Source organism: Spirillospora sp. CA-128828 (assembly GCF_050945415.1).
In the GTDB taxonomy this organism is placed as follows: Bacteria; Actinomycetota; Actinomycetes; order Streptosporangiales; family Streptosporangiaceae; genus Spirillospora.
Genome location: NZ_CP191986.1, coordinates 5,866,501 through 5,892,070, shown reverse-complemented (window position 1 = coordinate 5,892,070; position 25,570 = coordinate 5,866,501). Strand labels below are relative to the sequence as shown.

The 25,570-nt window shown below is 71.7% G+C and carries 28 protein-coding genes; 13 read left to right on the top strand and 15 right to left on the bottom strand.

What is annotated here, in order from left to right; translation table 11 throughout:
* The first annotated feature begins 88 nt into the window (after window positions 1-88).
* From ACQPXG_RS28675 to ACQPXG_RS28665, 3 genes are all read left to right on the top strand, one after another.
* Window positions 89-406 carry a hypothetical protein gene (locus ACQPXG_RS28675; RefSeq protein WP_433462228.1) on the top strand — a complete coding sequence of 106 codons (318 nt, stop codon included), beginning with the start codon at window positions 89-91 and terminating at the stop codon, window positions 404-406.
* A 100-nt stretch (window positions 407-506) separates the two neighbouring features.
* Window positions 507-1,136, top strand: a complete 630-nt coding sequence (locus tag ACQPXG_RS28670; protein ID WP_433462227.1) for a ClpP family protease — start codon at window positions 507-509, stop codon at window positions 1,134-1,136.
* Window positions 1,133-1,735, top strand: coding sequence for a ClpP family protease (locus ACQPXG_RS28665; RefSeq protein ID WP_433462226.1), 603 nt, complete (start codon window positions 1,133-1,135; stop codon window positions 1,733-1,735). The genes ACQPXG_RS28670 and ACQPXG_RS28665 overlap by 4 nt, the downstream gene beginning before the upstream one ends.
* A gap of 12 nt (window positions 1,736-1,747) precedes the next feature.
* Here ACQPXG_RS28665 and ACQPXG_RS28660 read toward each other — a convergent pair whose 3' ends face one another.
* Window positions 1,748-2,113 (bottom strand): helix-turn-helix domain-containing protein, encoded by a 366-nt coding sequence (locus tag ACQPXG_RS28660; RefSeq protein WP_433462225.1) that lies wholly within the window; start codon window positions 2,111-2,113, stop codon window positions 1,748-1,750.
* Between the two features lie 135 nt (window positions 2,114-2,248).
* Between ACQPXG_RS28660 and ACQPXG_RS28655 the strand changes: the two genes are divergently transcribed.
* Window positions 2,249-3,388 carry an NAD(P)/FAD-dependent oxidoreductase gene (locus ACQPXG_RS28655; protein ID WP_433462224.1) on the top strand — a complete coding sequence of 380 codons (1,140 nt, stop codon included), beginning with the start codon at window positions 2,249-2,251 and terminating at the stop codon, window positions 3,386-3,388.
* A 145-nt stretch (window positions 3,389-3,533) separates the two neighbouring features.
* On the top strand, window positions 3,534-4,496 hold the full coding sequence (locus tag ACQPXG_RS28650) for an AraC family transcriptional regulator (RefSeq protein ID WP_433462223.1): 963 nt from the start codon (window positions 3,534-3,536) through the stop codon (window positions 4,494-4,496).
* Between the two features lie 227 nt (window positions 4,497-4,723).
* Here ACQPXG_RS28650 and ACQPXG_RS28645 read toward each other — a convergent pair whose 3' ends face one another.
* From ACQPXG_RS28645 to hemC, 3 genes are all read right to left on the bottom strand, one after another.
* On the bottom strand, window positions 4,724-6,094 hold the full coding sequence (locus ACQPXG_RS28645) for a cytochrome P450 (RefSeq protein WP_433462222.1): 1,371 nt from the start codon (window positions 6,092-6,094) through the stop codon (window positions 4,724-4,726).
* A 41-nt stretch (window positions 6,095-6,135) separates the two neighbouring features.
* A complete protein-coding gene (locus ACQPXG_RS28640) occupies window positions 6,136-6,963 on the bottom strand; it encodes an SAM-dependent methyltransferase (RefSeq protein WP_433462221.1) in 828 nt (275 codons plus the stop codon).
* A 167-nt stretch (window positions 6,964-7,130) separates the two neighbouring features.
* Entirely contained in the window at window positions 7,131-8,069 is a 939-nt protein-coding gene (gene hemC, locus ACQPXG_RS28635; protein WP_433462220.1) for a hydroxymethylbilane synthase, read from the bottom strand.
* A gap of 264 nt (window positions 8,070-8,333) precedes the next feature.
* On the opposite strand from hemC, the gene ACQPXG_RS28630 reads away from it, so the two are divergent.
* The gene (locus ACQPXG_RS28630) at window positions 8,334-9,401 is read left to right on the top strand and encodes a methyltransferase domain-containing protein (RefSeq protein WP_433462219.1); all 1,068 of its coding nucleotides are present in this window, start codon (window positions 8,334-8,336) and stop codon (window positions 9,399-9,401) included.
* A 13-nt stretch (window positions 9,402-9,414) separates the two neighbouring features.
* Here ACQPXG_RS28630 and ACQPXG_RS28625 read toward each other — a convergent pair whose 3' ends face one another.
* Window positions 9,415-10,206: a crotonase/enoyl-CoA hydratase family protein gene (locus ACQPXG_RS28625; RefSeq protein WP_433462218.1), complete on the bottom strand. Its 792-nt coding sequence runs from the start codon at window positions 10,204-10,206 to the stop codon at window positions 9,415-9,417.
* Between the two features lie 48 nt (window positions 10,207-10,254).
* Entirely contained in the window at window positions 10,255-10,920 is a 666-nt protein-coding gene (locus tag ACQPXG_RS28620; protein WP_433462217.1) for a TetR/AcrR family transcriptional regulator, read from the bottom strand.
* A 79-nt stretch (window positions 10,921-10,999) separates the two neighbouring features.
* Here ACQPXG_RS28620 and ACQPXG_RS28615 point away from each other — a divergent pair, with 79 nt between their 5' ends.
* Complete coding sequence (locus ACQPXG_RS28615; RefSeq protein WP_433462216.1) at window positions 11,000-11,746, top strand: SDR family NAD(P)-dependent oxidoreductase; 747 nt, start codon at window positions 11,000-11,002, stop codon at window positions 11,744-11,746.
* A gap of 39 nt (window positions 11,747-11,785) precedes the next feature.
* Here the strand turns inward: ACQPXG_RS28615 and ACQPXG_RS28610 are convergent, their stop codons facing one another.
* Together ACQPXG_RS28610 and ACQPXG_RS28605 are read right to left on the bottom strand one after the other, a co-directional pair.
* A complete protein-coding gene (locus ACQPXG_RS28610) occupies window positions 11,786-12,703 on the bottom strand; it encodes an NADP-dependent oxidoreductase (protein WP_433462215.1) in 918 nt (305 codons plus the stop codon).
* Window positions 12,704-12,820: 117 nt separating this feature from the next.
* Window positions 12,821-13,471: a winged helix-turn-helix transcriptional regulator gene (locus ACQPXG_RS28605; RefSeq protein WP_433462214.1), complete on the bottom strand. Its 651-nt coding sequence runs from the start codon at window positions 13,469-13,471 to the stop codon at window positions 12,821-12,823.
* Between the two features lie 114 nt (window positions 13,472-13,585).
* Between ACQPXG_RS28605 and ACQPXG_RS28600 the strand changes: the two genes are divergently transcribed.
* Entirely contained in the window at window positions 13,586-14,422 is an 837-nt protein-coding gene (locus ACQPXG_RS28600; RefSeq protein WP_433462213.1) for a maleylpyruvate isomerase N-terminal domain-containing protein, read from the top strand.
* 39 nt (window positions 14,423-14,461) lie between these two features.
* Here ACQPXG_RS28600 and ACQPXG_RS28595 read toward each other — a convergent pair whose 3' ends face one another.
* The 5 genes from ACQPXG_RS28595 to ACQPXG_RS28575 form a co-directional block, all read right to left on the bottom strand.
* Window positions 14,462-15,457 carry an RNA polymerase subunit sigma-70 gene (locus ACQPXG_RS28595; RefSeq protein WP_433462212.1) on the bottom strand — a complete coding sequence of 332 codons (996 nt, stop codon included), beginning with the start codon at window positions 15,455-15,457 and terminating at the stop codon, window positions 14,462-14,464.
* A 59-nt stretch (window positions 15,458-15,516) separates the two neighbouring features.
* Window positions 15,517-15,735, bottom strand: coding sequence for an EthD family reductase (locus ACQPXG_RS28590; RefSeq protein WP_433462211.1), 219 nt, complete (start codon window positions 15,733-15,735; stop codon window positions 15,517-15,519).
* A 78-nt stretch (window positions 15,736-15,813) separates the two neighbouring features.
* Window positions 15,814-16,932 carry a zinc-binding dehydrogenase gene (locus ACQPXG_RS28585; protein WP_433462210.1) on the bottom strand — a complete coding sequence of 373 codons (1,119 nt, stop codon included), beginning with the start codon at window positions 16,930-16,932 and terminating at the stop codon, window positions 15,814-15,816.
* A gap of 206 nt (window positions 16,933-17,138) precedes the next feature.
* Complete coding sequence (deoC, locus tag ACQPXG_RS28580; RefSeq protein WP_433462209.1) at window positions 17,139-17,831, bottom strand: deoxyribose-phosphate aldolase; 693 nt, start codon at window positions 17,829-17,831, stop codon at window positions 17,139-17,141.
* Window positions 17,832-17,856: 25 nt separating this feature from the next.
* Window positions 17,857-18,606 carry a GntR family transcriptional regulator gene (locus tag ACQPXG_RS28575; RefSeq protein WP_433462208.1) on the bottom strand — a complete coding sequence of 250 codons (750 nt, stop codon included), beginning with the start codon at window positions 18,604-18,606 and terminating at the stop codon, window positions 17,857-17,859.
* 195 nt (window positions 18,607-18,801) lie between these two features.
* On the opposite strand from ACQPXG_RS28575, the gene ACQPXG_RS28570 reads away from it, so the two are divergent.
* Window positions 18,802-19,677: an EamA family transporter gene (locus tag ACQPXG_RS28570; RefSeq protein WP_433462207.1), complete on the top strand. Its 876-nt coding sequence runs from the start codon at window positions 18,802-18,804 to the stop codon at window positions 19,675-19,677.
* Between the two features lies 1 nt (window position 19,678).
* Here ACQPXG_RS28570 and ACQPXG_RS28565 read toward each other — a convergent pair whose 3' ends face one another.
* Window positions 19,679-20,773 (bottom strand): M20 family metallopeptidase, encoded by a 1,095-nt coding sequence (locus ACQPXG_RS28565; RefSeq protein ID WP_433462206.1) that lies wholly within the window; start codon window positions 20,771-20,773, stop codon window positions 19,679-19,681.
* Between the two features lie 30 nt (window positions 20,774-20,803).
* Entirely contained in the window at window positions 20,804-21,859 is a 1,056-nt protein-coding gene (locus ACQPXG_RS28560; RefSeq protein WP_433462205.1) for a LacI family DNA-binding transcriptional regulator, read from the bottom strand.
* Window positions 21,860-21,999: 140 nt separating this feature from the next.
* On the opposite strand from ACQPXG_RS28560, the gene ACQPXG_RS28555 reads away from it, so the two are divergent.
* Genes ACQPXG_RS28555 through ACQPXG_RS28540 form a run of 4 tightly spaced genes read left to right on the top strand, consistent with a single transcriptional unit; the run spans window position 22,000 to window position 25,569 of the window.
* A complete protein-coding gene (locus ACQPXG_RS28555; RefSeq protein ID WP_433462204.1) occupies window positions 22,000-22,875 on the top strand; it encodes a BtpA/SgcQ family protein in 876 nt (291 codons plus the stop codon).
* Window positions 22,872-23,819: a carbohydrate kinase family protein gene (locus tag ACQPXG_RS28550; RefSeq protein ID WP_433462203.1), complete on the top strand. Its 948-nt coding sequence runs from the start codon at window positions 22,872-22,874 to the stop codon at window positions 23,817-23,819. The genes ACQPXG_RS28555 and ACQPXG_RS28550 overlap by 4 nt, the downstream gene beginning before the upstream one ends.
* Window positions 23,804-24,814 (top strand): substrate-binding domain-containing protein, encoded by a 1,011-nt coding sequence (locus tag ACQPXG_RS28545; RefSeq protein WP_433462202.1) that lies wholly within the window; start codon window positions 23,804-23,806, stop codon window positions 24,812-24,814. The genes ACQPXG_RS28550 and ACQPXG_RS28545 overlap by 16 nt, the downstream gene beginning before the upstream one ends.
* The gene (locus ACQPXG_RS28540; protein ID WP_433462201.1) at window positions 24,814-25,569 is read left to right on the top strand and encodes an ATP-binding cassette domain-containing protein; all 756 of its coding nucleotides are present in this window, start codon (window positions 24,814-24,816) and stop codon (window positions 25,567-25,569) included. The genes ACQPXG_RS28545 and ACQPXG_RS28540 overlap by 1 nt, the downstream gene beginning before the upstream one ends.
* Window position 25,570 lies beyond the last annotated feature (1 nt).

Genomic DNA, 25,570 nt, shown 5'->3' with positions numbered 1-25,570 from the left:
CACCCCCTGGCCCGGAACTCATCGGCGCCCCCGGGGCATCGCTCATGGGCGCGGGCCGCTACGTGCGGGTCCCGCGCCCATCGTCGCCGTGGTCGTGCTGCTGACCGTGCTGGCAGCGGGCGCTGTGATCTGGCATCACGTGGACCGATCCGACGATTCCGGTCCCTGCTGCAAGCTGCCGCCCGACACCAGCGCGGTCGAGGATGTGCCGCGGAAGTGGCAGGCCGTCCTCGGTCAGGGCGATGTCCGCTCCGCGTGGGAGTTGCTCACTCCCCAAGCGCAGCGGCGATACGGCTCGGCCGACGGCCTGCGGGCGGCCATGACCCGACTCGATATGCGCCCGAAGGGGCCGGCGACATGGCGGCAGATCACCTCGACCACCAATGGAAGGGGCACGGTTCGCTGACGCGCGCCGGCCGGCCGGCACTGATCCGCGCTGCTCTGGGCGGATCCGCCGTGGGCGGATTTGGCTGGGAGCAGTGCACGCGCCGACGCAGAGTTGGGGCATGAGCGAGGAACAGAAAGTCCCGTTGTTCAACGAGCGAGTGCGGCGCGAGCTCTACCAGCAGCGCGTTCTCGTGCTCGACGGCCCTCTCGACGACGACAATGGCACCCTGCTGGCGACGCAGCTGATCACGCTGGCGCGGGAGGACTCCTCGACCGACATCGCGCTGTGGATCCATTCCCCCGGCGGGTCGGTGCCGTCGATGCTCGCGATCCGCGATGTCATGCGGCTCATCCCGTGCGACGTGTCCACGGTCGTGCTCGGCATCGCCTACAGCGCCGGCCAGTTCCTGCTGTCGTCCGGAACCCCCGGCAAACGCCGCGCCATGCCGCACGCCCGCGTGCTGATGCACCAGGGCTCCGCCGGAATCGCCGGCGCCGCCGTCGACATCGAACTGCAGGCCAACGACCTCCGCCACACCCGCGACACGGTGCTCGGGCTCATCGCCGAGGACACCGGGCAGCCCCTGGAACGGGTCTTCGAAGACTCGCTGCACGATCGCTGGTACACGGCGCAGGAGGCGCTCGACTACGGGTTCATCGACGCGGTCGTCAGCACGTTCGACGAAGTCGTACCGACCAGCAACCGGCCCATCGGGCTCGGTGCCCCGTCCGAAGGAGCAGCCCGATGAGCACCTACACGATCCCCAACGTCATCGCGCAGCACCCTCGCGGTGAACGGATCATGGACGTCTACTCGCACCTGCTGACGGAGCGGATCATCTATCTCGGCACCGCCATCGACGCGGGTGTCGCGAACGCCCTCGTCGCGCAACTGCTCTACCTGGAATCCGACAGCCCCGAACGCGACATCCAGCTGTACATCAACTGCGAGGGCGGAGACCCGAGCGCGATGCTCGCCGTGTACGACACGCTGCGCTACATCCGTCCGGAGGTGGCGACGACGTGCGTCGGCCAGGCGGTCGCCGTCGGCGCCGTGCTCCTCGCCGCGGGCACCCCCGGCAAGCGCGCGGCGCTGCCCCACACCCGCGTGGTCCTGCACCAGCCGACGGGGCAGAGCCGGGGAGCGATCCCGGACCTCATCCTCCAGGCGGACGAGGTCGTCCGCGTCCGCGCGGACATCGAGCACATCCTCTCCCGGCACACCGGGCAGGACACCGCGACACTGCGCGCCGACACGGACCGCGACCGCGTGTTCACGGCGAACACGGCACTGGACTACGGCCTCGTCGACCATGTGATCGAGGAGCGGCAGCCGCTGCCCGTCTAGATCGGGGGACGCCTACGCGGCCAGTGCGTAAGCGGCCTGGCAGGTCGGGCCGGCCGGAGCGGCTCCGGCCGGCACGGCCAGGAGGGTCGTCGCGATCGCGAGCGTCAGATCACCGAGCGACACGTCCAGGGCGCCGGCGACCGCGGCGATCATCTCGCTCGAAGGTTCCTTGACGCCGCGTTCCATCTCGGAGAGGTACTGCGGTGAGACCCCGGCACGGCGGGCGGTCTCGGTCAGGATCTCGCCGCGCTCCAGGCGCAGTCGCCTGAGGCACTGGCCGAGCGCGTCGCGCCAGAGCGGCTCCGTCGGCCGACGCGGCGCGGTCGGCTTGTGCGGCGTGTCGTCGGCGGGCATGAGCGGTCGGGCGGTCTCGGCCATGCGCTCATCGTAAGTCGGCGATGCCGGCGAGCCCATGCATTCCGCCCACCGCAGAACCGCGCTCGCCGAGGGGCGCCGCTCGCGGCGACCGATTGAGGCCGTCCCGCGGCGTTCGTGCCCTGTCATCCTGAGGGCATGCGGATTCTGGTCGTTGGTGCAGGGATCATCGGGGCCGCGCTGGCGGACCGGCTCACCCGTGCGGAACGCGATGGCCGCTCGGGCCCGCGGGACGAGGTCACGGTGATCGAGGAGCGGGAGCCCGGCGCCGGGACGTCCGGCACCAGCTACGCCTGGATCAACGCCAACGACCCCGGGGACCCGGCCTACCACCGGTTTCGGACGGCGGCGATGTCCGCCTGGCGGGACCTGGCCGCCGGGTTCGGCGGCCCGGCCTGGTACCGGCCGGCGGGCAACACCACGTGGGCGACCACCGAGGACGCGAAAGGCCGGCTGGCCGACCGGGTCGCTCGTCTCGCCGACCTCGGCTACGCCGCCGAACTGATCGGCCTCGACCGGTTACGCGAGCTCGAACCGCACGTCCGGGCTCCGCAGGACGCCCTCATCGCGCACTACCCCGACGAGGGCTACGTGCAGGGAGGCTCCGCCGCGCGAGCTCTGGCGCGGCGCGCACGTGAGTCGGGCGCCGGCATCATCACCGGTCACCGCGCGGTCCGCCTCAACACCGAGGGCGACCGCGTGACCGGAGTGCGGCTGGACGACGGCCGGGACCTGGACGCCGGCCTCACCATCTGCGCGGCGGGCCGGCACAGCCCCGCGCTCCTGGCCACCGCCGGCGTCCCCCTTCCGCTGGTCGACCCGTCCGAGCCCGGCTCGGCCGCCCCCTGCCTCGTCGCCACCACCTCCACGGCGCGGGACGTCCTCAACGGTCTCGTCCACGCGCCTGGCCTGTCCGCCCGCCAGGCGGAGGACGGGGGGCTCGTCCTGGAGGCCGACGACCTGGACGCCGGTGTCGACGAGTCGGCCGCCCCGGCGCTGGTCCGGGCGGTCGGCGCCGAACTCCTCGCGCGAGCGCGCACGCTCGTCCCCGGCCTGACCGCGGACGTCGCCGGAGTGCGGCGGTGCGTCCGCCCGCTGCCCGTCGACGGGTATCCGCTCACCGGCTCCCAGCGGCCCGGTCTGTACACCGCCGTGACCCACAGCGGCATCACGCTCGGTCCCTTTCTCGCCGCGCTTATCTGCCAGGAGATTCACGGCCACGAGTCACCGGCGCTCGATTCCTACCGGCCGGACCGTGTCCCCGCAAGGCGCCGCTGAACGAGTCCGGATGCCGGATTCCCCAGGACGCGCGGGGAAGGCGGAACTATGCTTGATCTTCATCATGTGAGCGCCGCCGACCGATGCGGTGTTGAAGGTGCGCATTCTTTGCGAACCGTCGGTGCCGCACAAGGGAGTGCCTTCGATGGCCGTTGGAGTTTACCGGGTGGAATCCGCGAACACGGCGGATCTGAAGCCCGGTGACCGCACGGACTTCTGGAGCGAGCTCATCAACACCTACAACCAGAGCCCGATGGGATTCGCATACCGGCGTCCCGACAGTTTTCACGGCGAGGCGGTCCGTCAGTCCAACGGGGCCTACCATCTGCTCGACGTCCGGTCGGATGAGCTCACCTACGTTCGCACACCGCGCCAGATTCGCCGGAATCCGGACCCCGATTACCGCTTCGTGGTGCCGCTCAGCGGAGCTTTCGAAGTCCGGCAGGACGGCGCGGAGTCGGTGCTGTCGCCCGGCACCGGCGGCCTCATGACGCTCGAGACGGCGGTGGAGTTCAAGCAGGTCGCGGGGACCCGCGCGCTCATCGTGACGATTCCGGGCCACGAGGTGGACGGGCCCATGAACCGGTCGTCCCCGGTCAGCGCGATGGTGGACGTGACGCGCGGGCTGGGGCGCGTGGTGGCCGAGATGCTCACCGGGCTGGCCGGCGAGCGCGACGGGCTCCACAGCCGCCACTTCGCCGCCGTGTGCGACCGGGCGGTCGAGTTGCTGTGCATGCTGGCCGTCGGCGACGACCGCCCGGTCGTGCCGGGCCATCTCGCCGAGGTGGAGGCGATGGTGCGGCGGCATGTGCGCGAGCGTGTCACCGACCCGGGGCTGACCGGCGCGTCGGTGGCGCGGGATCTGGGGTGGTCGCTGCGCCAGGTCCAGCTGGCGCTGCAGCACGCCGGAACCACGCCGCGCGAGCTGATCCGGGAGGAGCGCCTCCGGCTGGCGCGAGACCGGCTGACGAGCCCGACGTACGACCACCTGAGCATCACCGATCTCGCCGGCCTGACCGGTTTCTCGTCCGCCAGCGTATTCAGCACCGCGTTCCGGCGGCACTATGGAGCCACCCCCCGCGAGATCAGGCACGACCGCGACTCGTGATCGTTATGACATCCGTCACGGCGGCCCGCGGAAAAGGCATTTACTGAAGCGCGTAAGACGAGATGCTCCGCCGTTCCGCGTTTTCCGGTCGTGCGCGGGTTGTGAAAGCGGCCCTTTACCGAATGATCACTTACTGTATCGGTTCGTGACGGTGGTGAAGGGGTTCGGAATGCCGGCTCGTGCGGAAAGAGTGGACGCCCTCGGCGCGGTCGGCGACTCCGCTTAGATCAGCTGTCTCCGCCCCTCCGCCGGCGGGCCAGCGGGCCCCAGAACGACCGGGGCCCACCGGCGGCGGAGGCGCCGGGCGGTGGACCGGACGGCACGGCGGACCCGGCCGGTACGGGGGCGGCGATGAAACGGTCGTCGCGGACGGCGGGGGCGGGCTCGGCCGGCTGCGACGGCGGGAAGACCACCGGGAGCTCGACCAGCGCCCGGTGCACCCATCCGGTGCGCCACGTCAGCTCCTCGGCAGGAACCGCCAGCCGCATGTCGGGCAGGCGGTCGAGCAGCTTCTCGATGGCCACCGAGGCGATGAGCCGGGCCTGCCCCTTGGCCGCGCAGGTGTGGTCTCCGGCGCTGAAGGCCAGGTGAGCACGGTTGCCCGTCCGGTCGCCCCTGGTGATCGACGGGTCGGTGTTGGCGGCGGCGTAGCTGACGACGACCGGCTGGTCGGCGGGCAGCCGGACCCCGGCGAAGTCGACGTCCTTCACGGGATAGGTGATGCCGTAGTTGGCGATCGGGGGATCGGACCACAGGATCTCGTCGAGCGCGTCCTGGACGGCCAGGCTGCCGCCCGACAGATCGCCGGCGAACCGGTCGTCGGCCAGCAGCAGCCGAAGCGTGTTGATGATGAGGTTCTGCTCGGGCTCGGTCACCGTCCCGAGCAGCATGACGATCTGGTGCGCCATCTCCTCGTCGTTCAGCCGCGCGGGATGCGCCATCAGCCAGGACACCACGTCGGCGCCGGGTTCACGGCGTTTGAGGGCGACCAGCTCGGCCACGGCCTGGGCCAGATCGCGGTTGGCGTTCTCGGCGTCGGCGCCGCCGTCCATCATCGCGCTCATGCCGGCGACCAGCCGATCGCCGAGGGCGGCGGGGACGCCGCAGAGCCGGTTGAAGACCAGCAGCGGCAGGGGCAGCGCGTACCGGGTGCGCAGGTCCGCCGCCCCCTCGGCGCCGAACCGGTCGATGAGCAGCTCGGCGCTCTGCTCGACATGACCGCGCAACGCCTCGACGTCCACCTGGGCGAGGCTCTCGGACACCGCCTGGCGGAGCCGGTCGTGAACGGCGCCGTCGGTGAGGTTCGCGGTCGGCCGGTACTGCATGAGCGGCAGGACCGGGCAGTCGGACGGGACCGAACGCTGCCACCGGCGGGCGTCCTTGGGGAACGTGTCCGCGTCGCGCAGTACTTCCAGCGCGTACTCGTAGGAGGTGACGAGCGTGGCCGGGATCCCGGGAGCCAGCTCGACCGGTGCGACGGGCCCGTATCGGCGGAGCAGCTCGTAGACGCTCGCGGGATCGGCGGCGAACGCCGGGCCGTACAGCGGGACACGGTCCGGCAGCGGTGCCGGGCCGGAATCGGCGGGCTCGAAGGTCACGGGCACTCCTGTTCGGTGGCGGGTGCTGCCGCCGGGAACGGCTACGGCTTCATGGCGAGACCGCACAGCGCGAGCGGGGGCTCACGTGTGCGGCGTCCGGCGGTCCAGGTCCCGAGTGCCCGGACCCCCTGCGGACCCGGATCGAGGCCGCCGGCGAACGCCGCGATCGCGTCCCGCGACCGGAACCAGCCGGAGCCGAGCTCGGCGACCAGCATGTTCTCGGCACAGCGCGCCTGGTCCTCCATGTGCCAGGGGGCGTCCGGGGCGTGGAAATGGCTGAACGCGAGCATGGACCGCGAGGGAAGCCGGTCCATGTACGACCGCGTGATGCCGTGGGGATCGTCCGCGTCGGGGAAGTGATGCAGCATCGCGGTGAGCAGCACGCCGACCGGACGGGACGGATCGACCAGCTCGCGCGTCTCGTCCGCCGCGAACACCGCGTCGGCATCGCGCACGTCCGCGTGGACGACCGCGGTCCGGCGGGCTTCGGCGAGATGGGCCCGGCCGTACGCGACGACGACCGGGTCGTGGTCGACGTGGACCACCCGGACGGGCCCGGCGAACCCGCGTCTCACCTGCCCCGCGGCGTTGGTGCCGGGCAGCCCGCAGCCCAGGTCCAGGAACTGCGTGACGCCGAGGCCGGCCATCTGCCGCATGGCCTGAACGACGAACCTGCGGTTGAGGTGCAGGATCCGCGGCAGGCTGGGCGCGACCGCGATCAGCCGCCTGGCCAGCTCCCGGTCCTCGGCGAAGTTGTCCTTCCCCTGGAGCATGGCGTCGTAGAACCGCGCCATGTTGGCGGTGCGCCGCTCCAGCACGGGCTGCGGGCCGCCTCGTCCCGGATCGAGCGGGCCACGTGGACCAATCATGGCTGGCTTCCTGAGTCCGATGACCGACAACAGTGGATGTACGACCGTAGGTCGGCGGCATCGTCCCCAGTTGCTCCGCCGCGTAAGGAACTTGCGACTGTGCGCAGCGCCGCCGGGGCACCGCTTCGGCCCGTCCGAGGAGAGTCGGGGAACGTGCCGGCCTGGGCTCAGCCGATCAGGTCGCGGGCGCCCTGGCGCAGGAGGTCGGCCGCGACCGATGCGCCCAGACTCTCCGCCTGTTCGGGAGCGGCCTGCATCTGGAAGTGCACGGACCGGTCTCCGTCCCGGTCGAACACCATGCCCTCCAACGACAGCCGTCCGTCGGGCTCGTAGCGGGCCCGTCCGGCGATGGGCGAGTCGCAGTCACCGTTCAGCTCGAACAGCATTCTGCGCTCGGCCGCCACGCAGGTCCGCGTCCGCGCGTGGTCCAGCCGCCCGAGCAGTTCGGTGAGACGAAGATCGGCACTGCGGGAGGCGATCGCCAGCACGCCGGCCCCGACGGCGGGAAGCATGTCCAGCGTCTCGTACGGCCGTTCCAGTCCGAGCCGCGCCAGCCCCACGTGGGCGAGGACGATCGCGTGGAACTCCCCGCCGGCGTCGAGCCGCGCGAGCCGGGAGTTGACGTTGCCCCGGAGGTGCTCGACGCGGAGGTCCGGCCGTAGCCGCCGGAGCTGGGCGCGTCGCCGGACGGCCGACGTACCGACCCTGGCGCCGGAAGGCAGGTCGGCCATGCCCGTGATGCCCGACGTCATCGGGAAGAGCATCACGTCCCGCGTGTCGTCCCGCTCCAGATAGGCGGGCCACGCCAGCCCTTCCGGCGGCGGCACGTTTCCGGGAACGTCCTTGAGGCAGTGCACGGCCAAGTCCACGGTGCCCGTGAGCAGGGCGTGGTCGATCTCCCGCAGGAACGCGCCCTTTCCGCCCTGCTCCGACAGGGAACCTTGGAACCTGTCGCCGGACGTCTCGATCCCGACGATCTCGACGGCCACCGGCGCCTGCTTCTCCAACAGGTCCGCGACATGGCGGGCCTGCGCCATGGCCAACGGCGAGCGGCGGGTGCCGAGCCTGACATGCCCCTCGTCAGGCACGGGTCCGAGACCTGGCATGCGTGCGCCTTCCGTCGTCATGCGCGGTGATGTGGCCCAACGGACCGCGGAGATCGCCCTTCATGTTGCCGTACGCGGCGAGCCCGTCCCGACGTGCCCCCTGATCCGGAACGACAGCGTCACCCGTGCCCTAATGTGTTGCTCATGACGTTCTTCTTCCACCTGCGTTAGCGCGCCGCCGACGAAGCGAGGATTCCCCGGCGTCGGCGAGGCGGGGTGGCGGAGCGCTGCCCCGAGTGCTGACGTGGGAGAAGAACGATCACCATGCGCATTCCGCGCCCCTGTCTGGTCGCGCGCTGCGTCCGCGGGCTGGAGTCCGCGGTCGCCGCGGAGGTCCTGGAGTCCGGGCTCGGCGCCGTCACCCGTCTCGGCCATCGCGAGGTTCAGTTCCGCCTCCGCTCGCCGGAGCCGATCCCGGTGCCCCGCACCGCGGACGACCTCTTCCTGCTGGCCGCGCGCCGACCTGACATCGGGACGACGAAGTCTGACCTGCACGCCCTCGCCGAGCTCGCCGAACTGGCCGACACCGATCTGCTGCTGCGCCTGCGTCGCACGCTGACTCAGGCGAAGGACGATGTCCCGGGCATCGATGTCTCCGCCTCCTTCCTCGGGCGGCGCACCTTCAGCCGGTACGACGCCGAGGACGTCGTCGGCGCGGCCCTGGCGGAGCGGCTCGGCGTCCCCTACCACTCGCGGCGCGCCGGCGCCGCACCTCCGCCGGGCCACCAGGGGTGGCGGTTGACCCTGGACGGCACGCACGCCACGCTCATGCTGCGGATCAGTGACCGGCCGCTGCACCGCCGCGCCTACAAGCGCAGGACGGTCCCGGGCACCCTCCACCCGCCGGTGGCCGCGGCCATGGCCGTGATGGCCGACATCCGGCCGGGTCACACCGTCCTGGACCCGTGCTGCGGCGCCGGCACGCTGCTGATCGAGGCCGCGCTCGCCCGGCCCGGCGCCCGCCTGCGAGGCTTCGACCTTTCACCTGACGCCGTCGCGGCGGCACGGGCGAACGCCGCCGCGTTGCCCATCGGCGTGGATCGTTGCGACGCCGGCCGCCTTCCCTTCTCCGACGCAAGCATCGACCGCGTCCTGAGCAACCCGCCGTGGGGCACCCAGGTCCACCCCCGCGGCCTGCTCGCCGACTCACCGTCCCGCTGGTGGACGGAGCTTCGTCGCGTCCTGTCACCGGACGGTACGGTCGTGCTCCTCCTCCCCACCTCCGAGACTCTGGCCGGCGCCATCCGGCACGGCCTTGCCCCCGTCCACATCCAAGGCGTCCGCGTCTCCGGCGCCCAATCGTTCATCGTCCGCCTGCAACCGACATCGTGAACGGGCAGGGCGTTCACGAGTGGTCTTCCGCCGGGGTGAAGGCTCCGTGGCGGCCCTCGCCGGCGGCGAACCGGGCGGCCCCCGCCACGCCCTCGGCCGCCACGATCGGCGCGCCCGCCGCGCCTTCGGCCCGCAGCGCCTCGGCCAGCGGCAGATCGAGGGCACCGTAGGTGGAGGCCCGGTCGGCCAGCACGCACCCGAACGGGAACGAGGCGATCTCCCCGGCCAGTTCACGCGCCACCCGGACCGCCTCGCCCGGACCGACGACCCGGTTGGCCAGGCCGATCGCCAGGGCCTCGTCCGCATCCACCGGACGCCCCGTCAAGATCAGGTCCAGGGCGCGGCCCAGCCCGACGATCCGCGGCAGCCGGACCGTGCCGCCATCGATCAGCGGCACGCCCCACCGTCGGCAGAACACCCCCAGCACCGCGTCGCTCTCGACCACCCGCAGGTCCGCCAGCAGCGCCAGCTCGAGCCCGCCGGCGACCGCGTACCCGCTGACAGCGGCGATCAGCGGCTTGCCCAACTGCATCCGGGTCGGGCCCATTGGGCCGGTTCCGCCGCCGTCGGGGTCGAGCTCGTTCCTCCGCTCACGGTCGCCGACCGTGGTCAGATCGGCGCCGGCGCAGAACGTCCCGCCGGCCCCCGCCAGGATCGCCACCTTCTGTTCGGGGTCGGCCTCGAACGCCTGGAACGCGTCCCGCAACTCTGCCGCCATCGGGCCGTCCACGGCGTTGCGGCGCTCGGGCCGGTCCATCCAGATCGTGGTGATCGAGCCCTCGATCTCGACCCGCACATCACCCATCACTACCTCCGGCCACTCGATGTCGACGCCTGGATCTTCACCGGCCCGTTACGGCGCGCCGGTGAGGTTGCCCACCACCTGGTAGACCTGCTCCTGGGTCAGTGGGGCGGTGGGGAGGGGATGGGCGGCTTCGGTGCGCAGGCCGTCGAGCATGAAGGCGACGTTTCGCCGCCAGGCGTCGGGCGCGGTGTCCTTGGCGGCCCGGGAGAGCAGGGCGTTGGTGCCGAAGATGAACAGCAGGTCCTCATGGGTGAAGTCGGAGCGCAGGGTGCCGGCCTGCTGGGCCCGCTCGATGATGCGGTCGGCGGCGGCGTGTGAACGCGCGCAGAAGGCCATCAGGCGTTCGGCGTCCGGGTAGCGGCCGGTGACCACGTCGCTGATCGCGGGGTCGGTGACCTGGAGTTCGCAGAGGGTCTCGATGTAGTACGCGAACCCGTCCCAGGCGTCCTCATGGGCCAGGGCCTGCTCGGCGGCCTTTTCGAGCCGGCCCGCGGCCAGGTCCGCGACCACTTCGTCGATGAGCGCCTCACGGGAGCCGTAGAGGTTGTAGAGGGTGCCATGGCTCACCCCGGCGCGGCGGGCGATCTCCTTCAGAGGGGCTTGGAGGCCCCGCTCATGGAAGAGCTCGGCCGCCGCTGTTCGCAGCTTCTCCGCGTTGCGTCGCGCGTCGGCCCGCATCCGGCTGCCCTCCTCGTCGTGTGCTCGGCGCCCCATGGTTTCATCCTCTGGCCGCGCCTAATTTGACCCATGGGTCAACTTGTGTCAGAATATCTCTTCGGCAGGGAGTCGTGCCATGTCCAAAGTGATCGCCGTCTTCGGCGCCGGTACCGGTCTTGGTGTGTCCGTCGCCTGCCGCTTCGGCCGGGAAGGCTTCCGCGTGGCTCTGGTGGCCCGTCGCAAGGAGCGGCTGGACGCCCTGGTCGCGCAGCTCGCCGGCGAGGGCGTCGAGGCCGCCGCCTTCCCCGCGGACCTGTCCGACCCGGCGGGAGTTCCCGCCCTGGTGGACGCCATCCGTGGCCACTTCGGCCGGATCGACGTCGTCGAGTACGGGCCGATCGGCGGCGACGTCTCCTTCACCCCGGCCGCCCGGCTGGACGCGGCCACCCTCGAAGGGCTCTCCCGGCTGCTCCTGCTCACGCCCGTGGAGGTGTTCCGCGCGGTGCTGCCGGAGATGATCGAACGCGGGGACGGCGCCGTCCTGATGACCATCGGCTACACGGCGGTGCAGCCGATGCCCCAGCTCAGCGGGCCGGGCCCGGTGATGGCCGCCGCCCGCAACCACCTGTACTCCCTCAACGCCGAACTCGCCGGTAGCGGCGTCTACGCCGGCACTCTCACCGTCGCTGCCATGATCACCGGCAGCGAGGCAGCCGAGGCGGCCGAGGCTGAGGGCGACGACAGGTTCACCGGCGCGGCGTTCCCCGTCGTCGACCCGGCGGAACTCGCCGAGCACTACTGGGACATGTACACCAGGCGCGACCGCGTCGAGCAGGCCCACCCCGTGGAACTGACCCCGCAAGCCGGCGGCGTCCCCGCGTGACCGCCGGTCGCGGCTCACCCGGCAAGCCGAGCCCGCCTACTAGGGCCGGAGCACGATCTTGCCGTGGGTGTGCCGCCGCTCCAGCTCGCCGAACGCGTCCCGCACCTGCTCCAGCGGGTAGGTGCGGGCGATCGGCACCTCGAGCTCCCCGCGCGCGGCGAGCCGGGCCAGCTCGCCGAGCACGACCGCGGACGCCGCCGCGCCTTCTCCATAGGTCCGCGCACCGACCTTGGCCGCGGCCTGCCAGTCGCTGATCGTGTTGATCCGCTCGGGTCGCACGCCCAGCTCCACCGCCAGCTCCACATAACCGTCGCCAAAGGTGTCGATGAACGCGTCGACCTTCCCGCCGGAGGCCTGCCGGATCCGCTCGGCCACGCCCTCCCCGTACTCGACCGGGACGACACCCCGATCCTTCAACCAGGCATGGTTCGGATCGCTCGCCAGCCCGATCACCGTGGCGCCACGGCGCCGCGCGAGCTGCACGGCAAGCGAGCCGACGCCGCCCGCGGCACCCGACACCACGACCGTGTCGGCCGGTCCGGGGTCGACCGCGAAAACGGTGGCGTATGCGGTCGTCCCGGCCACGTACAACGACCCGGCCGCGTCCCAGGACAGCCCCTCCGGACGCAGGATCAGCTGCACGTCGTCGACCACGACGAATTCCGCGTGGCTCGCCCTGTTGTGTGTGAAGCCGAGGACCTCGTCGCCCACCGCGAAGCCGCGCACCTGCGGACCGACCTTCGCCACGACGCCGGCCAGATCGCTGCCCTGCCCGGAGGGGAATGTCGCCGGCCACCGCTCGTGCAGCCCACCGGTACGGATATGGACCTCTCCGGGCTGGATCCCCGCCGCGCGGACCTCGACCAAGACCTGCCCGGGGCCGGGCACCGGACGCTCCACGTCCTCCACCCGCAGGACATCGATCTCGCCGTACTCGTGGAACCGCACCGCCTTCATCGCGTGATCACCGCTCTTCCTCGTCCGGATGGATCTTGGACGGCCACCTCTGGGGTTGCCGCACCTCGATCGTGCCCTCGCCTTCGACGGCTTAGGAACGGAGCGGTTTCCCTAGGATCAACGGTCCGAGGATGCGTGTGATGAACGGTGGTGGTTGAAGAGGGCTTGTACAGCAGCCGCGTCGCCTTCGATTTCAACGAGCCCAAGGGTGTCGTTGAGGGCGAGCTCACCCGCTGCCAGCCCGAGAACAATCTGGGCTTCAGCGCGCACGACGGCGTCGAGATCGCGGCCATCATGCAGGCTCACCTCGACGCCCGAAGGTGTCGCACTCAGTTGGAGCAGCCGGCCGTCGACCGCGACCCCCACAGTTGACCGGTGGGCAGAGGCCTTGCCGGTGAACAAGGCTCGCAGAGCGACGACGAGCCATTCGGCGTGGAAGCGGTCGCCGTCTGGTCCGCGCATCATGAGCGGCGTGGACCAGCGGACGAGGCTCTCGATCGGTTCCCGCAGTTCGGCGCCCCATGGGGTGAGCGCGTATGCGATGGCGTTGCCCTCCTCGGCCAGCCGCCGCTCGACCACTCCGGCGGTCTCGAGGTCGCGGAGACGGTCGGTGAGCAGGTTCGTGGCCACACCGCCGAGCCCATCGAGCAGTTCGCGGTAGCGGGCGGGAGCGATGAGAAGCTGGCGGACGATGAGCAGGTTCCACCTGTCGCCCACGACATCGAGCGCCCGGGCGAGCCCGCAGTACTGGCCGTAGCTCCGACTCATGGCGACCACTTTACAATCTCAAGCACGCCTGACAATATCTAGCACCAGCCGATGGGGTGCGGCCAGGCATGACGCCATGCCCCAGGCGAAGCCCAGACCCAGGGAGGTGCGGACATGGTCCCGCCGGCGACGCCCAGTGGTGCGCCCGACACCATGCCCCAGGCCCGTGCGGCGTTGCAGGACGTTATCTCCAGCCTCGTCACACTGGTGCGGAGCGTGCCCGACGCCAACTCCGCTTCGGTCGGTACCTGGACGGTGGCCGATGTCGCGGCTCACCTCTCTCATGCTTTCCGCGTCGACACCGATGCCATCGCCGGAAGTCCGGTCCCCGAAGCCACGGTGACCACAGCGGGAATGGCCGAGGCCAACGCGAGAATGTTGGCCGAGGACGGCGAACGAGACCCAGCCGTACTCGCAGATCGCATCAGCGCGCTGGCACACGAGTTCGACGATGTCGCGTCGCGTTCGCGGGCGGCCGCCGTCGACTGGCTGCAAGGTACCCGCATGCCGCCTTCGGCCGTGGCGTGTCACCTGCTCGAGGAATGCCTGATCCACGGCCATGACATCGCCCGAGCGATCGGGCGCTCATGGCCGATCCGTCGTCACCATGCTCTGCTCGCGGTCGAGGGCGGCGTGTTCCCGCTCATCGCGGCTCTGCCGCCCACGGCCTTGCTGGACCAGGAGAAGGCCGGTTCTTTCCGAGCTCGCTTCGACCTGCGTCTGCGTGGAGGTGGACGCACGTCGATGGTCTTCGACCGCGGTTCGTTGACCCTTGACGCAGGGTGCACGCGTGACGTCGACGCCCATCTCTCTGCCGACCCGGCGGCTCTCATGCTGGTGTTCATCGGCCGACAGTGGATAGGGAAGCCGCTTGTTGAAGGCAAGCTCACCGCTTGGGGGCGCCGGCCATGGAAGCTCGCCCGCATGCTCACCGTCATTAGCCCCCCATAGCGTCCGAGCAGGCCGGCTCCGGCCGTGACCGTTGGCGGGTCAGTGCGCGAGCACGTCCGGGAAGCCGAACATCGCGGCCAGCGCGGGATCGTGGAACTTGATCACGCGGGACGCGCCGGTGGCGGTGGGGGCCAGCACCACGACGCCGTCGGCTCGGAGCGCGCCGTCAGCATCCCGGTGGTACACGACGGCGGCGGGCTGGCCGTTGGCCGCGGTGGCGATCATCCGCCAGTCGCCCGGTGCGCCCAGGACGTACGTGTCGAGCATGTGGATGCACATCGCGCGGCCCGCCTGCCATTCTCGGAACGGCGTCGCCTCCAGCGTGGCGTCCGCGCGCAGAACCTGTTCGAGCAGGCGAGCGTCGGAGCGCTCGAAGGCCGCGATGTAGCCGTCCAGGAGCGTGCGCGCTCGTTGGTCGGCCGGTTCGAGCAGTTCCTCGGACTCGGGCTCCAGTTCGTCCAGCCGGGCACGGGCGCGTTGCAGACCGCTCTTGACCGCCGCCGTGGTGGTGCCGAGGATCTCCGCGGTCTCGGCGGCGGAGAACGCCAGCACCTCGCGCAGGATGAGGATCGCACGCTGGCGGGCGGGCAGGTGCTGCAGGCTGGCGATGAGCGCCAGCCGCAGTGACTCTCGTTCGACCACCACCGCAGCCGGATCGTCGGCGGGCGGGGCGATCCATGCGTCCGGCAGCGGCTCCAGCCACGAGACCTCGCCCGGCGCAACCGGGTTCGGCGGGCGATCAGGCCCCTCCTGCGGGCCGGCCAGACCTGAGGGCAGCACCCGGATCGGGCGCGGCTTCAACGCCGTCAGGCAGACGTTGGTGGCGATCTTGTAGAGCCAGGATCGGATCGACGCCCGGCCCTCGAATCCGGAGTAGGACCGCCACGCCCGCAGATAGCTCTCCTGCACCAGGTCCTCGGCGTCCTGCGCCGAGCCGACCATGCGGTAGCAGTGCGCCAACAGCTCCCGGCGGAACCGCTCGGTCTCGGCGGTGAACCGGTCACGATCCGGTGCCGCCCGCGGATCCGATGTCACGCCGTGACCCTGGTGGTGCGGCACCTTTGGGCACTCTCTTGCAGAGGCGGCATCCGCGATCAGATCTCGTCGAGCTGCAGGACCATATGGCACGGCTCGCCGACCACGGCCGCCGGCTTATGGCTGCGCGTGTAACGGCGCAGGCCCGGATACTGTTTCGCCAACGGGATGTGGACGTCGTCGTAGTGGCGTTCGAACGCCTCGACGTCGGATGGGGTGTCGTAGATCACGACGAATCGCGCCATCTGTCTGACGGCCGGGTTCACGGTCGCGGTCATCTGCATCGACTCCTGTCATGGGAAACACCGGTGTGCGGTGCCACCGGCTCGGCACTAGCGGGCTTTTCAGGGGGTCTCTCAGGGCAGCAGGGCCAGTTTGCCGACGGTGGCCCTGGCTTCCAGTTCGGCGAGCGCCTTCGGGCCGTCGGCCAGTTCGTACCCCGTGGGCAGGCCGGGTGGAAGCACACCGGCCGCGATCAGCGCGGACAGCTCACCCATCAGCTCGCCGAAGATCTGTGGTGCGGTCTGGATCAGCACGCCGATATTGAGGCCGATGATGTGGACCTGGTGCTTGTACACCAGCTCCCAGTTGGTGATAGGGGCTTCGCCGCCCGCCACCCCGTAGACGACGACCCGGCCGGTGACCCGCTTGGCCGCGGCCAGGCCGGCGGCGAAGGTGGCGCCGCCGGCCGACTCCAGAACCACATCGGCGCCGGAACCGCCGGTCAACTCCATCACCTCGGCGGCGAGGTCGCCGCCAAGAGAATCCAGGACGTGGTCGGCCCCCAGCGCCAGCACTGTCTCGTGCTTGCCCGGCGAGGCGGTGGCGATGACCCTCGCGCCATAGTGCTTGGCCATTCTCACCGCTGCCTGGCCGGTCGCGCCCGCCGCGGCGTGGATCAGCACGACATGCCCGGCGGCGACGCCGCCCAGAGGCTTGAGTGCGGCCAGCGCGGTGGGCCAGTTCACGACCAGCCCCAGCGCCTCCTGCTCCGCCCAGCCCACCGGCACCGGCGCCGCCGCAGCGGCGGGCAGCACCATGTACTCGGCGAAAGCACCGGCTCCGACCCCGACGACGCGGGCCCCCCGTCGCGGGCCGGTCACCGCCCCGCCTACCGCGACGACCTCACCGGCGGCCTCGAAACCCGCCAGGTACGGTGGCCGCGGCCCGTCCAGGAACGTGCCGCGGGCCTTCGAGATATCGGCGAAGTTGACCCCTGCGGCGGTGACGCGGATCAGGACCTCGCCCTGGCCCGGGCTCGGCACCGGTGCGTCGGTGATCAGGCGCATGTCCTGCGGACCGTTGAGGGAAGTCTGCTGCAGCGCGCGCATGGTCGCGGGAATGCCCATGGTGGTCGGCCCTTCTTTCTCGGCGTACATGAGAGGGGCGCGGCCCCTCACGCGGGCCGCGCCTCCCACCATGTAGACCCCGGCCACCACCAAAAGGAATCGACGCTGCTGGGGGAGGATGGTCATGCGCCGGGCCGTGGCCTCTGATGCGGTCCACATCCCTCGATGTGACATGTTCGCAGCGAGTGGCGCTGAAGGGGTGTCGGCCGCACCCGCTAGCGCGCGGCCGCCGTGGGTCACCCCCTGTTGGGAAGCCGGGGATTTGGTGGCCGCCTCGCCCCTGGCCGACCCCGCCGGTCACGCCAGGGGCGAGGCCACGGGTCTTTGCGGGGTCAGCTGGTGTTGCGGTGGGCGAGGTCGTCCAGGATCTGCGCGGTTGCCGTGGCGCCGAAGCGGGTCGCGCCGGCGTCGGCCATCTGAAGGAGCGTGTCCAGTGTGCGGACGCCTCCGGCGGCCTTGACGCCGATGCCGGGGGAGACGCTCTGGCGCATCAGGCGCAGGTCGTCCAGCGTCGCGCCGGTGGGGGCGAACCCGGTCGAGGTCTTGACGAAGTCGGCACCGGCCTCCTCGGTCAGTCGGCAGGCTCGGACCTTCTGGTCGGCGGTGAGGTAGGCGTTCTCCAAGATGACCTTCACCAGGGCGCCGGTGACCGCCGCCCGCTCCACGACGGCGCGGATGTCGGCCAGGACGTAGGCGTCGTCGCCGGAACGGAGCCGGCCGATGTTCACGACCGTGTCGAGCTCTCGTGCGCCGCCGGCCAGGGCCGTGGCCGCTTCGGTCGCCTTGACGCCGGTCGCGCTGCCGCCGTGCGGGAAGCCGACCACGGTGCCGACGGCGACGCCGGTGCCGTCGAGGGCATGTGCCGCCAGCGGCACGTCGGCCGGTCGTACGCACACCGACACGACGCCGTAGCGGGCGGCCAGGGCGCATCCCCGGCGCACGTCGGCCGTGGTCAGCTCGGGTCGCAACAGGGAATGGTCGATCATCGCCGCCACCTGCTCGACGGTCATCGCGGCACTGGGCATGGTGATCTCCTATCGGCGGTCGAGATCAGGAAGCGGATGGTGAGGTCGCCTGAGGCGGTTCGACATGGAAGGCGACGTCGAGCGCATATCTATCGGCGGCATAGCGGGATTCGGTGAGCTCCACGGGACGGTCGTCACGGTCGAGGATGAGCCGGTGCTCCACGAGCAGCGCGGCGCCGGCGGCGAGCGCCAGCAGGTCGGCGTCCTGGGGGCCGGCCTGCCGGGCGCGGACGGTGGCGTGACCGGTGGCGGGGACGCGGCCCAGGGCGATGAGCGCCGCGTGTAGCGACCCACCGGCCAGGTCGGCCTCCAGCAGCGCCGCCAGGTCGGGTGGGAACACCGCCGACTCCAGGGCGACCGGTACCTCGTCGGCCAGCCGGACGCGCCGGATCGCGACCACCTTCGACGATGGGCGCAGCTTCAGCCGATCGGCCTCGTCGGAGGACGCCGGCCGCAGCTCCGCGCCGACCGGCCGGGAAGAGGGCCGCCGGCCGCGGCGGCGCATCTCGTCGCTGAACGAGACCAGCACTTCGGCGTGCCGCCGGGTGGGCGGGACGCCGACGAAGGTGCCCCTTCCCGGCTCCCGATAGACCAGCTCGTCATTCACCAGCCGCTGCACGGCGGCCCGGGCCGTCATCCGGCTGACACCGAACTCCGCGCACAGCTCGGTCTCCGAGGGCAGCGGATCGTGGGGACGCGCCGCCGCGACCCGGGCACGCAGCGCCTGTTCGATGGCGTAGTACCGCGGCGTGAAGTCAGGTTCTCTCCTGTGCACGAGGCTAAGCTAGCCCACTGGTTGTATATACAGCTAGCCCTCTAGCGATACCGAGCGCTTCAGTGACCTTGCGCACGCGGGAAGCTCGCGCTCAGAAGAACCCTGACTGCCGACGGATAGGGTGAGCACCGTAGTAGTGCCTAGGGTTCCGCCGCCGACGAGCCCGCTTGCGCGGAGCCCGGGGAAGGCTCCCCCTTGAACAGCCTGGCCCTCTCGCTCGTCCTTCTTGCCGCCGTCGCGCACGCGATCTGGAACTTCTCCGCGAAACAAGTGGGCCGCGGTGGAGCACCGTTCGTCTTTCTCTACTACACCGTTTCAGCCGTCGTTTTCGCTCCGGCCGCGGTGGTCTTCCTTGTGGCGGTCGAGCCCCAGCCTCCTCAATGGACCTGGCTGCTGGCAGCGGTGGTGACGGCGGCTCTGCACGTGATGTACGGGATCACGCTTCAGCGCGGGTACGCCGTCGGCGACCTCTCCGTGGTGTACCCCCTCGCCCGGGGCACCGGGCCGTTGCTGTCGGTCCTGGTGGCGATCTCCCTTCTCGGTGAACACCCCGGCCGGCCGGGCGAGGTCGGCGCGCTCCTGGTGATCGTCGGTGTCCTGGTCGTCAGCTCCGGCGCACCGGCGGAGGACGGTGCATCGCCTGCGCGGCGCCGTGCAGGCATCGTCTACGGCGTGCTCACCGGAGTCACGATCGCGGCCTACACGTTGTGGGACGCGCATTCGGTGACCGCCCTGGGGATCCCGCCGCTGGTCTACTTCGGCTCAGGCGCGCTCGCCCAGAGCCTGCTCCTCGCGCCGCTCGCGTTGCGGCAGAGGGCCGAGGTCAGCGAGTTGTGGCGGGACCATCGCCGCCAGGTGCTGACCGTCGGCCTGCTGTCGCCGGTGGGCTATCTGCTCGTGCTCTACGCGCTCCGGATGGCGCCTGTCAGCTTGGTCGCCCCGGCCCGCGAGCTGAGCATCGTCCTCGGCGGGGTGGCCGCATGGCGGGTCCTCGGCGAAGCGCACGCGGCCCGCCGCCTGGCGGGTTCCCTGGTGGTGCTGGCCGGTATCGCCGCCATCGCCATGGCCTGATCTATCTGCGCAGAAGGGCGCAGAAGGCCTTCGTGGCCGTTTCGATGTTGGCGACGGAACAGGTCTCGTCGGTGACGTGAGCCTGTTCCGGGTCGCCGGGGCCGAAGACCACCACGGCGGGCTCGCCGAGTTTCGCCGTCAGCACCGAGGCGTCGGTGAAGTACGTGGCGTACTGCGGGCGCCGTGCGGACGATCCCGGCTCCAGCCTCTCCAGGACGTCCGCCATGCCCGGCGCGGCGGGGTCGGTCGCGACGCCGGGCAGGTCCACCAGCCGCTCGATCCCGATCTCCGCGCCGCACAGTTCGGCGATCCTGGCGACGGCCTCGCCGGAGCCGAACTCCGGGATCGTGCGGACGTCGATGCGCATCTCGGCGTGGTCGGGAACCAGGTTCGGCTGCGCTCCGGCATGGAACGTGCCGACATTAACCGTCACCGGCCCGTGTGTCGGGCTGACGGGCCAGCCCTGGTGGCCGTGGACCCGCGTCGCCGCGGCGGCGAGCGCCACGAGGGCGTTGCGGCCCAGCTCCGGGCGGGAGCCGTGCGCGGAGACACCGCGGGCGGTGGCCCGCAGCCAGAGCGTTCCCTTGTGCCCGAGGACCGTCCGGTTGCCGGTCGGTTCGGCCACGACGAGCAGGTCGGCGGGGGCCAGCGCGTCCTCGCCGAGCCCGGCGGCGCCGTCGCAGCCGGTCTCCTCACCGAAGGTGAACACGAGCTGGACGGGGCACCCGCCGTCGCGCGAGGCCCGCACCGCCGCCTCGATCTGGCAGGCGACCCCGGCCTTCATGTCGCTGCTGCCGCGGCCCAGCAGCCGCCCGCCGCGCACCTCACCGCTCAGCGGGTCGAACGACCAGCCGGACGGATCGGCGGGCACGGTGTCCAGGTGCCCGGTGAACGTCACCGGCACCCGGGACACCGCCGGGCCCGTCCGCGCGATCACGTTGGCCCTGCCCCGCACCGGCTCCTGGAGCCGGACGTCGAACCCTGCGTCGTCCAACACCCCGGCGACGAGGTCGGCCGCCGCGCGCTCGCCGCCGCCCCGGGTGTCCAGCCGCACCAGCCGCCGCGCCAGCTCCAGCGCCTCCAGTACCTCGCCCATCTCCGTCCTTCCGCTCGAACCGCTCGCCGATCAGGGCGACGGGGCGTCCGCCCGCGTGCTCGCGCGGACGACCAGGGACGGCACGAGCGCGACGTGGGCGGACGGTCCGCGCCCGCCCCCCTCGCCGCGCTTGCCGCCCTCGCCCTGTCTGGCCGCCGCGGCGGCGCCCAGCAGCCGCACCGCCTCGGCCGCGATCCGCTCGCGCGGCTGGTCCACGGTCGTCAGCGCGGGCTCGCCGAGCCGCGCGAACTCGATGTTGTCGTACCCGGTGACCTGGATCGTCCCGGGAACGTCGACGCCGTGCGCCCGGCAGGCACGGGTGACCCCCAGCGCGATCAGGTCGTCGGCGCAGACGATCGCGTCGGGTGGATCGCCCGCCGCGAGCAGGCGTGCGACGGCGGTCTCGCCCCAGACCACGCTGTAGTCACCGAGGAGCACATGGTCGGGATCCACCGCCATCCCCAGTTCCTCTGCGCGGCGCCGGAACCCGGCGAAGCGCTGCTCGGTCGAGGAGTTGGTGAGCAGCGAGCCGACGAAGGCCGCCGAGCGGGCCCCGCCCTCCCGCAGATGGTCCATGACCTGGCGCATCGCGGCGATGTCGTCCACCCCGACCCAGTCGGTACTGGTGCCGCCGACGAACCGGTCGAGCTGGACGAGCGGCAGCCGGTCGGCCGTGGCCTGGACGGCCGGGCCGCTCTCGGTGCCGTGGCAGGGGCTGACGATGATGCCGTCGACGTTGCGCGCCACGAGCGTGGCCAGCCGCCGTGCCTCGATCTCCGGGTCGGAACGGGCGTCGCACAGGAACAGCTCCTTGCCCTCACGGCCGAGCGCGTGCTCGACGCTCTCCACCAGCGAGGTGAAGAACGGGTTGGAGATGCTCGGCACGACCATGCCGACGGTGTCGGTGCGGCTGTTGCGCAGCGCGCGGGCGATGGGGTTGACCTGGTAGCCGAGCTCCTCGGCGGCACGCCGCACTTTGCGCTGGACCCCGGCCGACACCGGCCCGCGGCCCGACAGCACGCGCGAGACCGTCGCGGTGGAGACCCCCGCGCGCTGGGCGACCTGGGCGATCGTGGGCCGCTGCAATCGTTTACCTCTCCAATCCGATCCGACAGCTGATCTCAGTGGTCAGAAACGCACTGACCGAAGCATAGACCCTTGACGGCCTGGGGGTCCGGTATCTACGGTTCACCAAACCGTACTGCAATCGATTACATGGAGGCGACATGGCGGAGCCGGCCGGGAGCGATCGGGCGCCGGGGGTGTTCCCCTCACGGCCGAACGCGCTGGTGGAACTGTTCGGCGCCCCGAAGGTCGTCATCGGCGTCGTGCACCTGCCGCCGCTGCCGGGCAGCCCCCACTACGAGGGCGTCCCGCTGGACGAGATCTGCGCGTTCGCGGTAGAGGAGGCACGGGCCTACCTGGAGGGCGGCTGCCACGGCCTCATCGTGGAGAACCACTGGGACATCCCGTTCCTCAAGCCCGGCGAGCACGGGTACGAGACCGCGGCCGCCATGGCCGTCGTGACCGACAGGGTCCGGCACGCCACCGGCGGACGGCCCGGCGTCAGCGTGCTGTCCAACGCGGCCGAGTGCTCGATCGCCTCGGCCTGGTCGGGAGGCGCGGGCTTCGTCCGGGTCAACCAGTGGGCCAACGCCTATGTCGCGAACGAGGGGATCATCGAGGGGCAGGCGGCCCACGCCGCCCGCTACCGCAGCCGGATCGGCGCCGGCCCGGTGAAGGTCTTCGCCGATGTCCACGTCAAGCACGGCGCGCACGCCATCGTCGCCGACCGCACACTGGCCGAGCAGACCGAGGACGCCGAGTTCTTCGGAGCCGACGTGCTGATCGCCACCGGCTCGCGCACCGGAGACGCCGCCGCCCTGGACGAGGTCGAGGGCATCGCCGCGCACACCGCGCTGCCGGTGGTGATCGGGTCCGGGATCACCGCGGGCAACGTCGGGGGGCTGATCTCCGCATGCGACGGAGTGATCGTCGCGTCCTCGGTCAAGGACAACGGCCGGTGGTGGGGCCGCGTCGACGCGGCGAAGGTGCGCGAGCTGACCGCCGCCGCGGCCAGGGCGGGCGTGGTCCTGCCGTGATCGTCTTCTGCGGCTACGCGAACGCCGACCTCACGGTCGCCGTCCCGGTGCTGCCGGGCCCCGGGGCGCGAGTCCAGGCGACCGGCGTACGCCGCGGCGACGGCGGGATGGGGGCCAACGCGGCCGTGGCCGCGGCCCGGATGGGCGCCGACGCCCGGTTCGCCGGCGTGGTCGGCACCGACCCGCTGAGCACGGAGTTCCTGCGCATCCTCGCCGCCGACGGCGTCCGGACGGACTGGACGTCGCGTGCGGGCACCCTCACCACGGCCGTCGTCCTGCTGACCCCGGACGGCGAGCGCTCGATCATCAGCCAGGACGACCAGGTCACCACCGCCCACGTCGCGGACGTCGCCGCCCGTGCCCGCGCGGCGGGGGCGGACTGGCTCTACCTCGACGGCTACCGGTTCCCCGCGGCGGCGGCCGTGCTGGGCGGTCCCGGCGGTCCCGCGCTCGTGGTCGACCTGGACGGCTGCGACGGCCCGCAGGCCACGCGCGCCGCCCTGGACGCCGCCGACCACGCGATCGTCGGCCGGGCCCAGGCCGCGGCCTTCCTGGGCGGAGGCGCCGACGCGTTCGCCGCCGCGGCGACGGCCCATCGGGTAAACCTGGTGGTCACCGACGGTGCTCGCGGCTGGACGCTGTTCACGCCCGACGGCGGGCGGCACGGCGGCCGGGCGATCGAGGTGACCGCCGTTGACGCCACGGGCGCGGGCGACTGCTTCGCCGGTGCCTACTGCGCGGAGCTGGACCGGGGCGCGTCGCCGCCGGCGGCGGCCCGGGTCGCCGCCGTCGCGGCGGGCCTGTCGTGCACCCGGCCCGGCGCCCGCGACGGCCTGCCCCGCCGCGAGGCCGTTCTCGCCCACATCCAAGCGACCCCTACAGAACCGACCCGGTCGGCGCTCGCCCGATCCCACCGAGAGGAGATGAGATGCGACGAACGGTGACGGCCGCGGCCGCGGCCGTCCTGCTGCTCACGACCGTCGGCTGCGACGTGCAGGCCCGGCGCGAGATCGCGGCCGAGAAGAAGGCGACCGAGCAGGGCCCGCCGCCGCCCGCGCGGGTGGCGCAGGCCTGCAAGGTGCAGGGCCGCACGCCCAAGATCGGGATCGTGCCGATCAACCTGCAGGCGCTGTTCTTCAACCAGATCAACACCGGCGCGCAGACGGTGGCCCGCAAGGCGGGCGCCCAGGTGCAGATCGTCAACGGCAACGACGACTCCACCACCCAGGCCAACGCGATCGACGACATGGTGGCCGGCCACTACGACGCGATCATCGTGGACGCGGTGGACACCGAGGGCATCAAGCCCGCGATCCGGCGCGCCAAGGCGGCCGGGATCCCGGTCGTCGCGGTGGACGCCACCGTCGACGACCCCGCGGTCGCCACCCAGGTCGGCACCGCCAACGCCGAGGGCGGCAGGCAGCTCGGGGAGGCGCTGGTGAAGTCGTCGGGCGGCAAGGGCGAGATAGGCGTGGTCGGCGCGCTGAACAGCACGATCCAGAACGAGCGGCAGAAGGGCTTCACCGACGCGGTCACCGCCGGCGGCATGAAGATCAAGACCGTCGTGGACGGCCGCAACATCCAGGAGAACGCCCAGACCGCCGCCGAGAACCTGCTCACCGGCAACCCCGGCCTGCCCTACGCCTACGCCACCGGCGAGCCCGCCCTGATCGGCCTGGCGGCCGCGGTGGTCGGGCAGCAGCGCACCGACGACCTGAAGGTCGTCGGCTGGGACCTGTCGACACAGGCGGCGGACGGGCTGCGGGCCGGCTGGATCACCGGCGTCGTCCAACAGAACACCTTCCAGTTCGGCTACGAGGCGATGAACGCCGCGATCGACCTGGCCTGCAAGCGGACCGCCCCGAAGGACGTGCCCGTCCCGACCCAGATCGTGACCCCGGCCAACGTCAAGGACTACCTGTACTACCTGGAGAAGTGATGAGCGATCGACCATTGGTCGCGCTGCGCGGCATCACCAAGTCGTTCGGCGCGGTGCAGTCGCTGCGCGGGGTGGACCTGACGCTGGCGCCCGGCGAGGTGCTCGGCCTCGTGGGCGACAACGGCGCCGGGAAGTCGACGCTGATGAAGGTCCTGGCGGGGGCGGTGCAGCACGACTCCGGCCAGATCACGCTCGACGGCCGCGACATCCGGTTCGCGAGCCCGGCCGACGCCCGCCGGGAGCGGATCGGCATCGTCTACCAGGACCTGGCGCTGTGCGACACCCTCGACGTCGCGAGCAACCTGTTCCTCGGCCGCGAACCGCGCAGGGGCCCGTTCGTGGACCGCCGGACGATGCACCGCAAGGCCGCCGAGACCCTGTCGGAGCTGCACGTCCGCGTCAAGTCGACCTACCAGGAGATCGGTCACCTGTCCGGCGGGCAGCGGCAGGCGGTCGCGATCGCCCGCGCCGTGTCGTTCGAGCCGAGGGTGCTGATCCTGGACGAGCCGACCGCGGCCCTCGCCGTCGCCGAGGTCCGCCAGGTGCTGGCGATGATCCGGGACGTGGCCGCGCGCGGCGTCGGGGTCATCCTGATCACCCACCGGCTGCAGGACCTGTTCGAGGTCTGCGACCGCATCACCGTCATGTACGAGGGCCGCAGCGTCGAGGACGAGCCGGTGTCCGCCCTGGACATCGAGCGGCTCGTCGCCATGATCACCCGTTCCGGGACCGGCACCGCAGAGGAGGTGGCCTGAG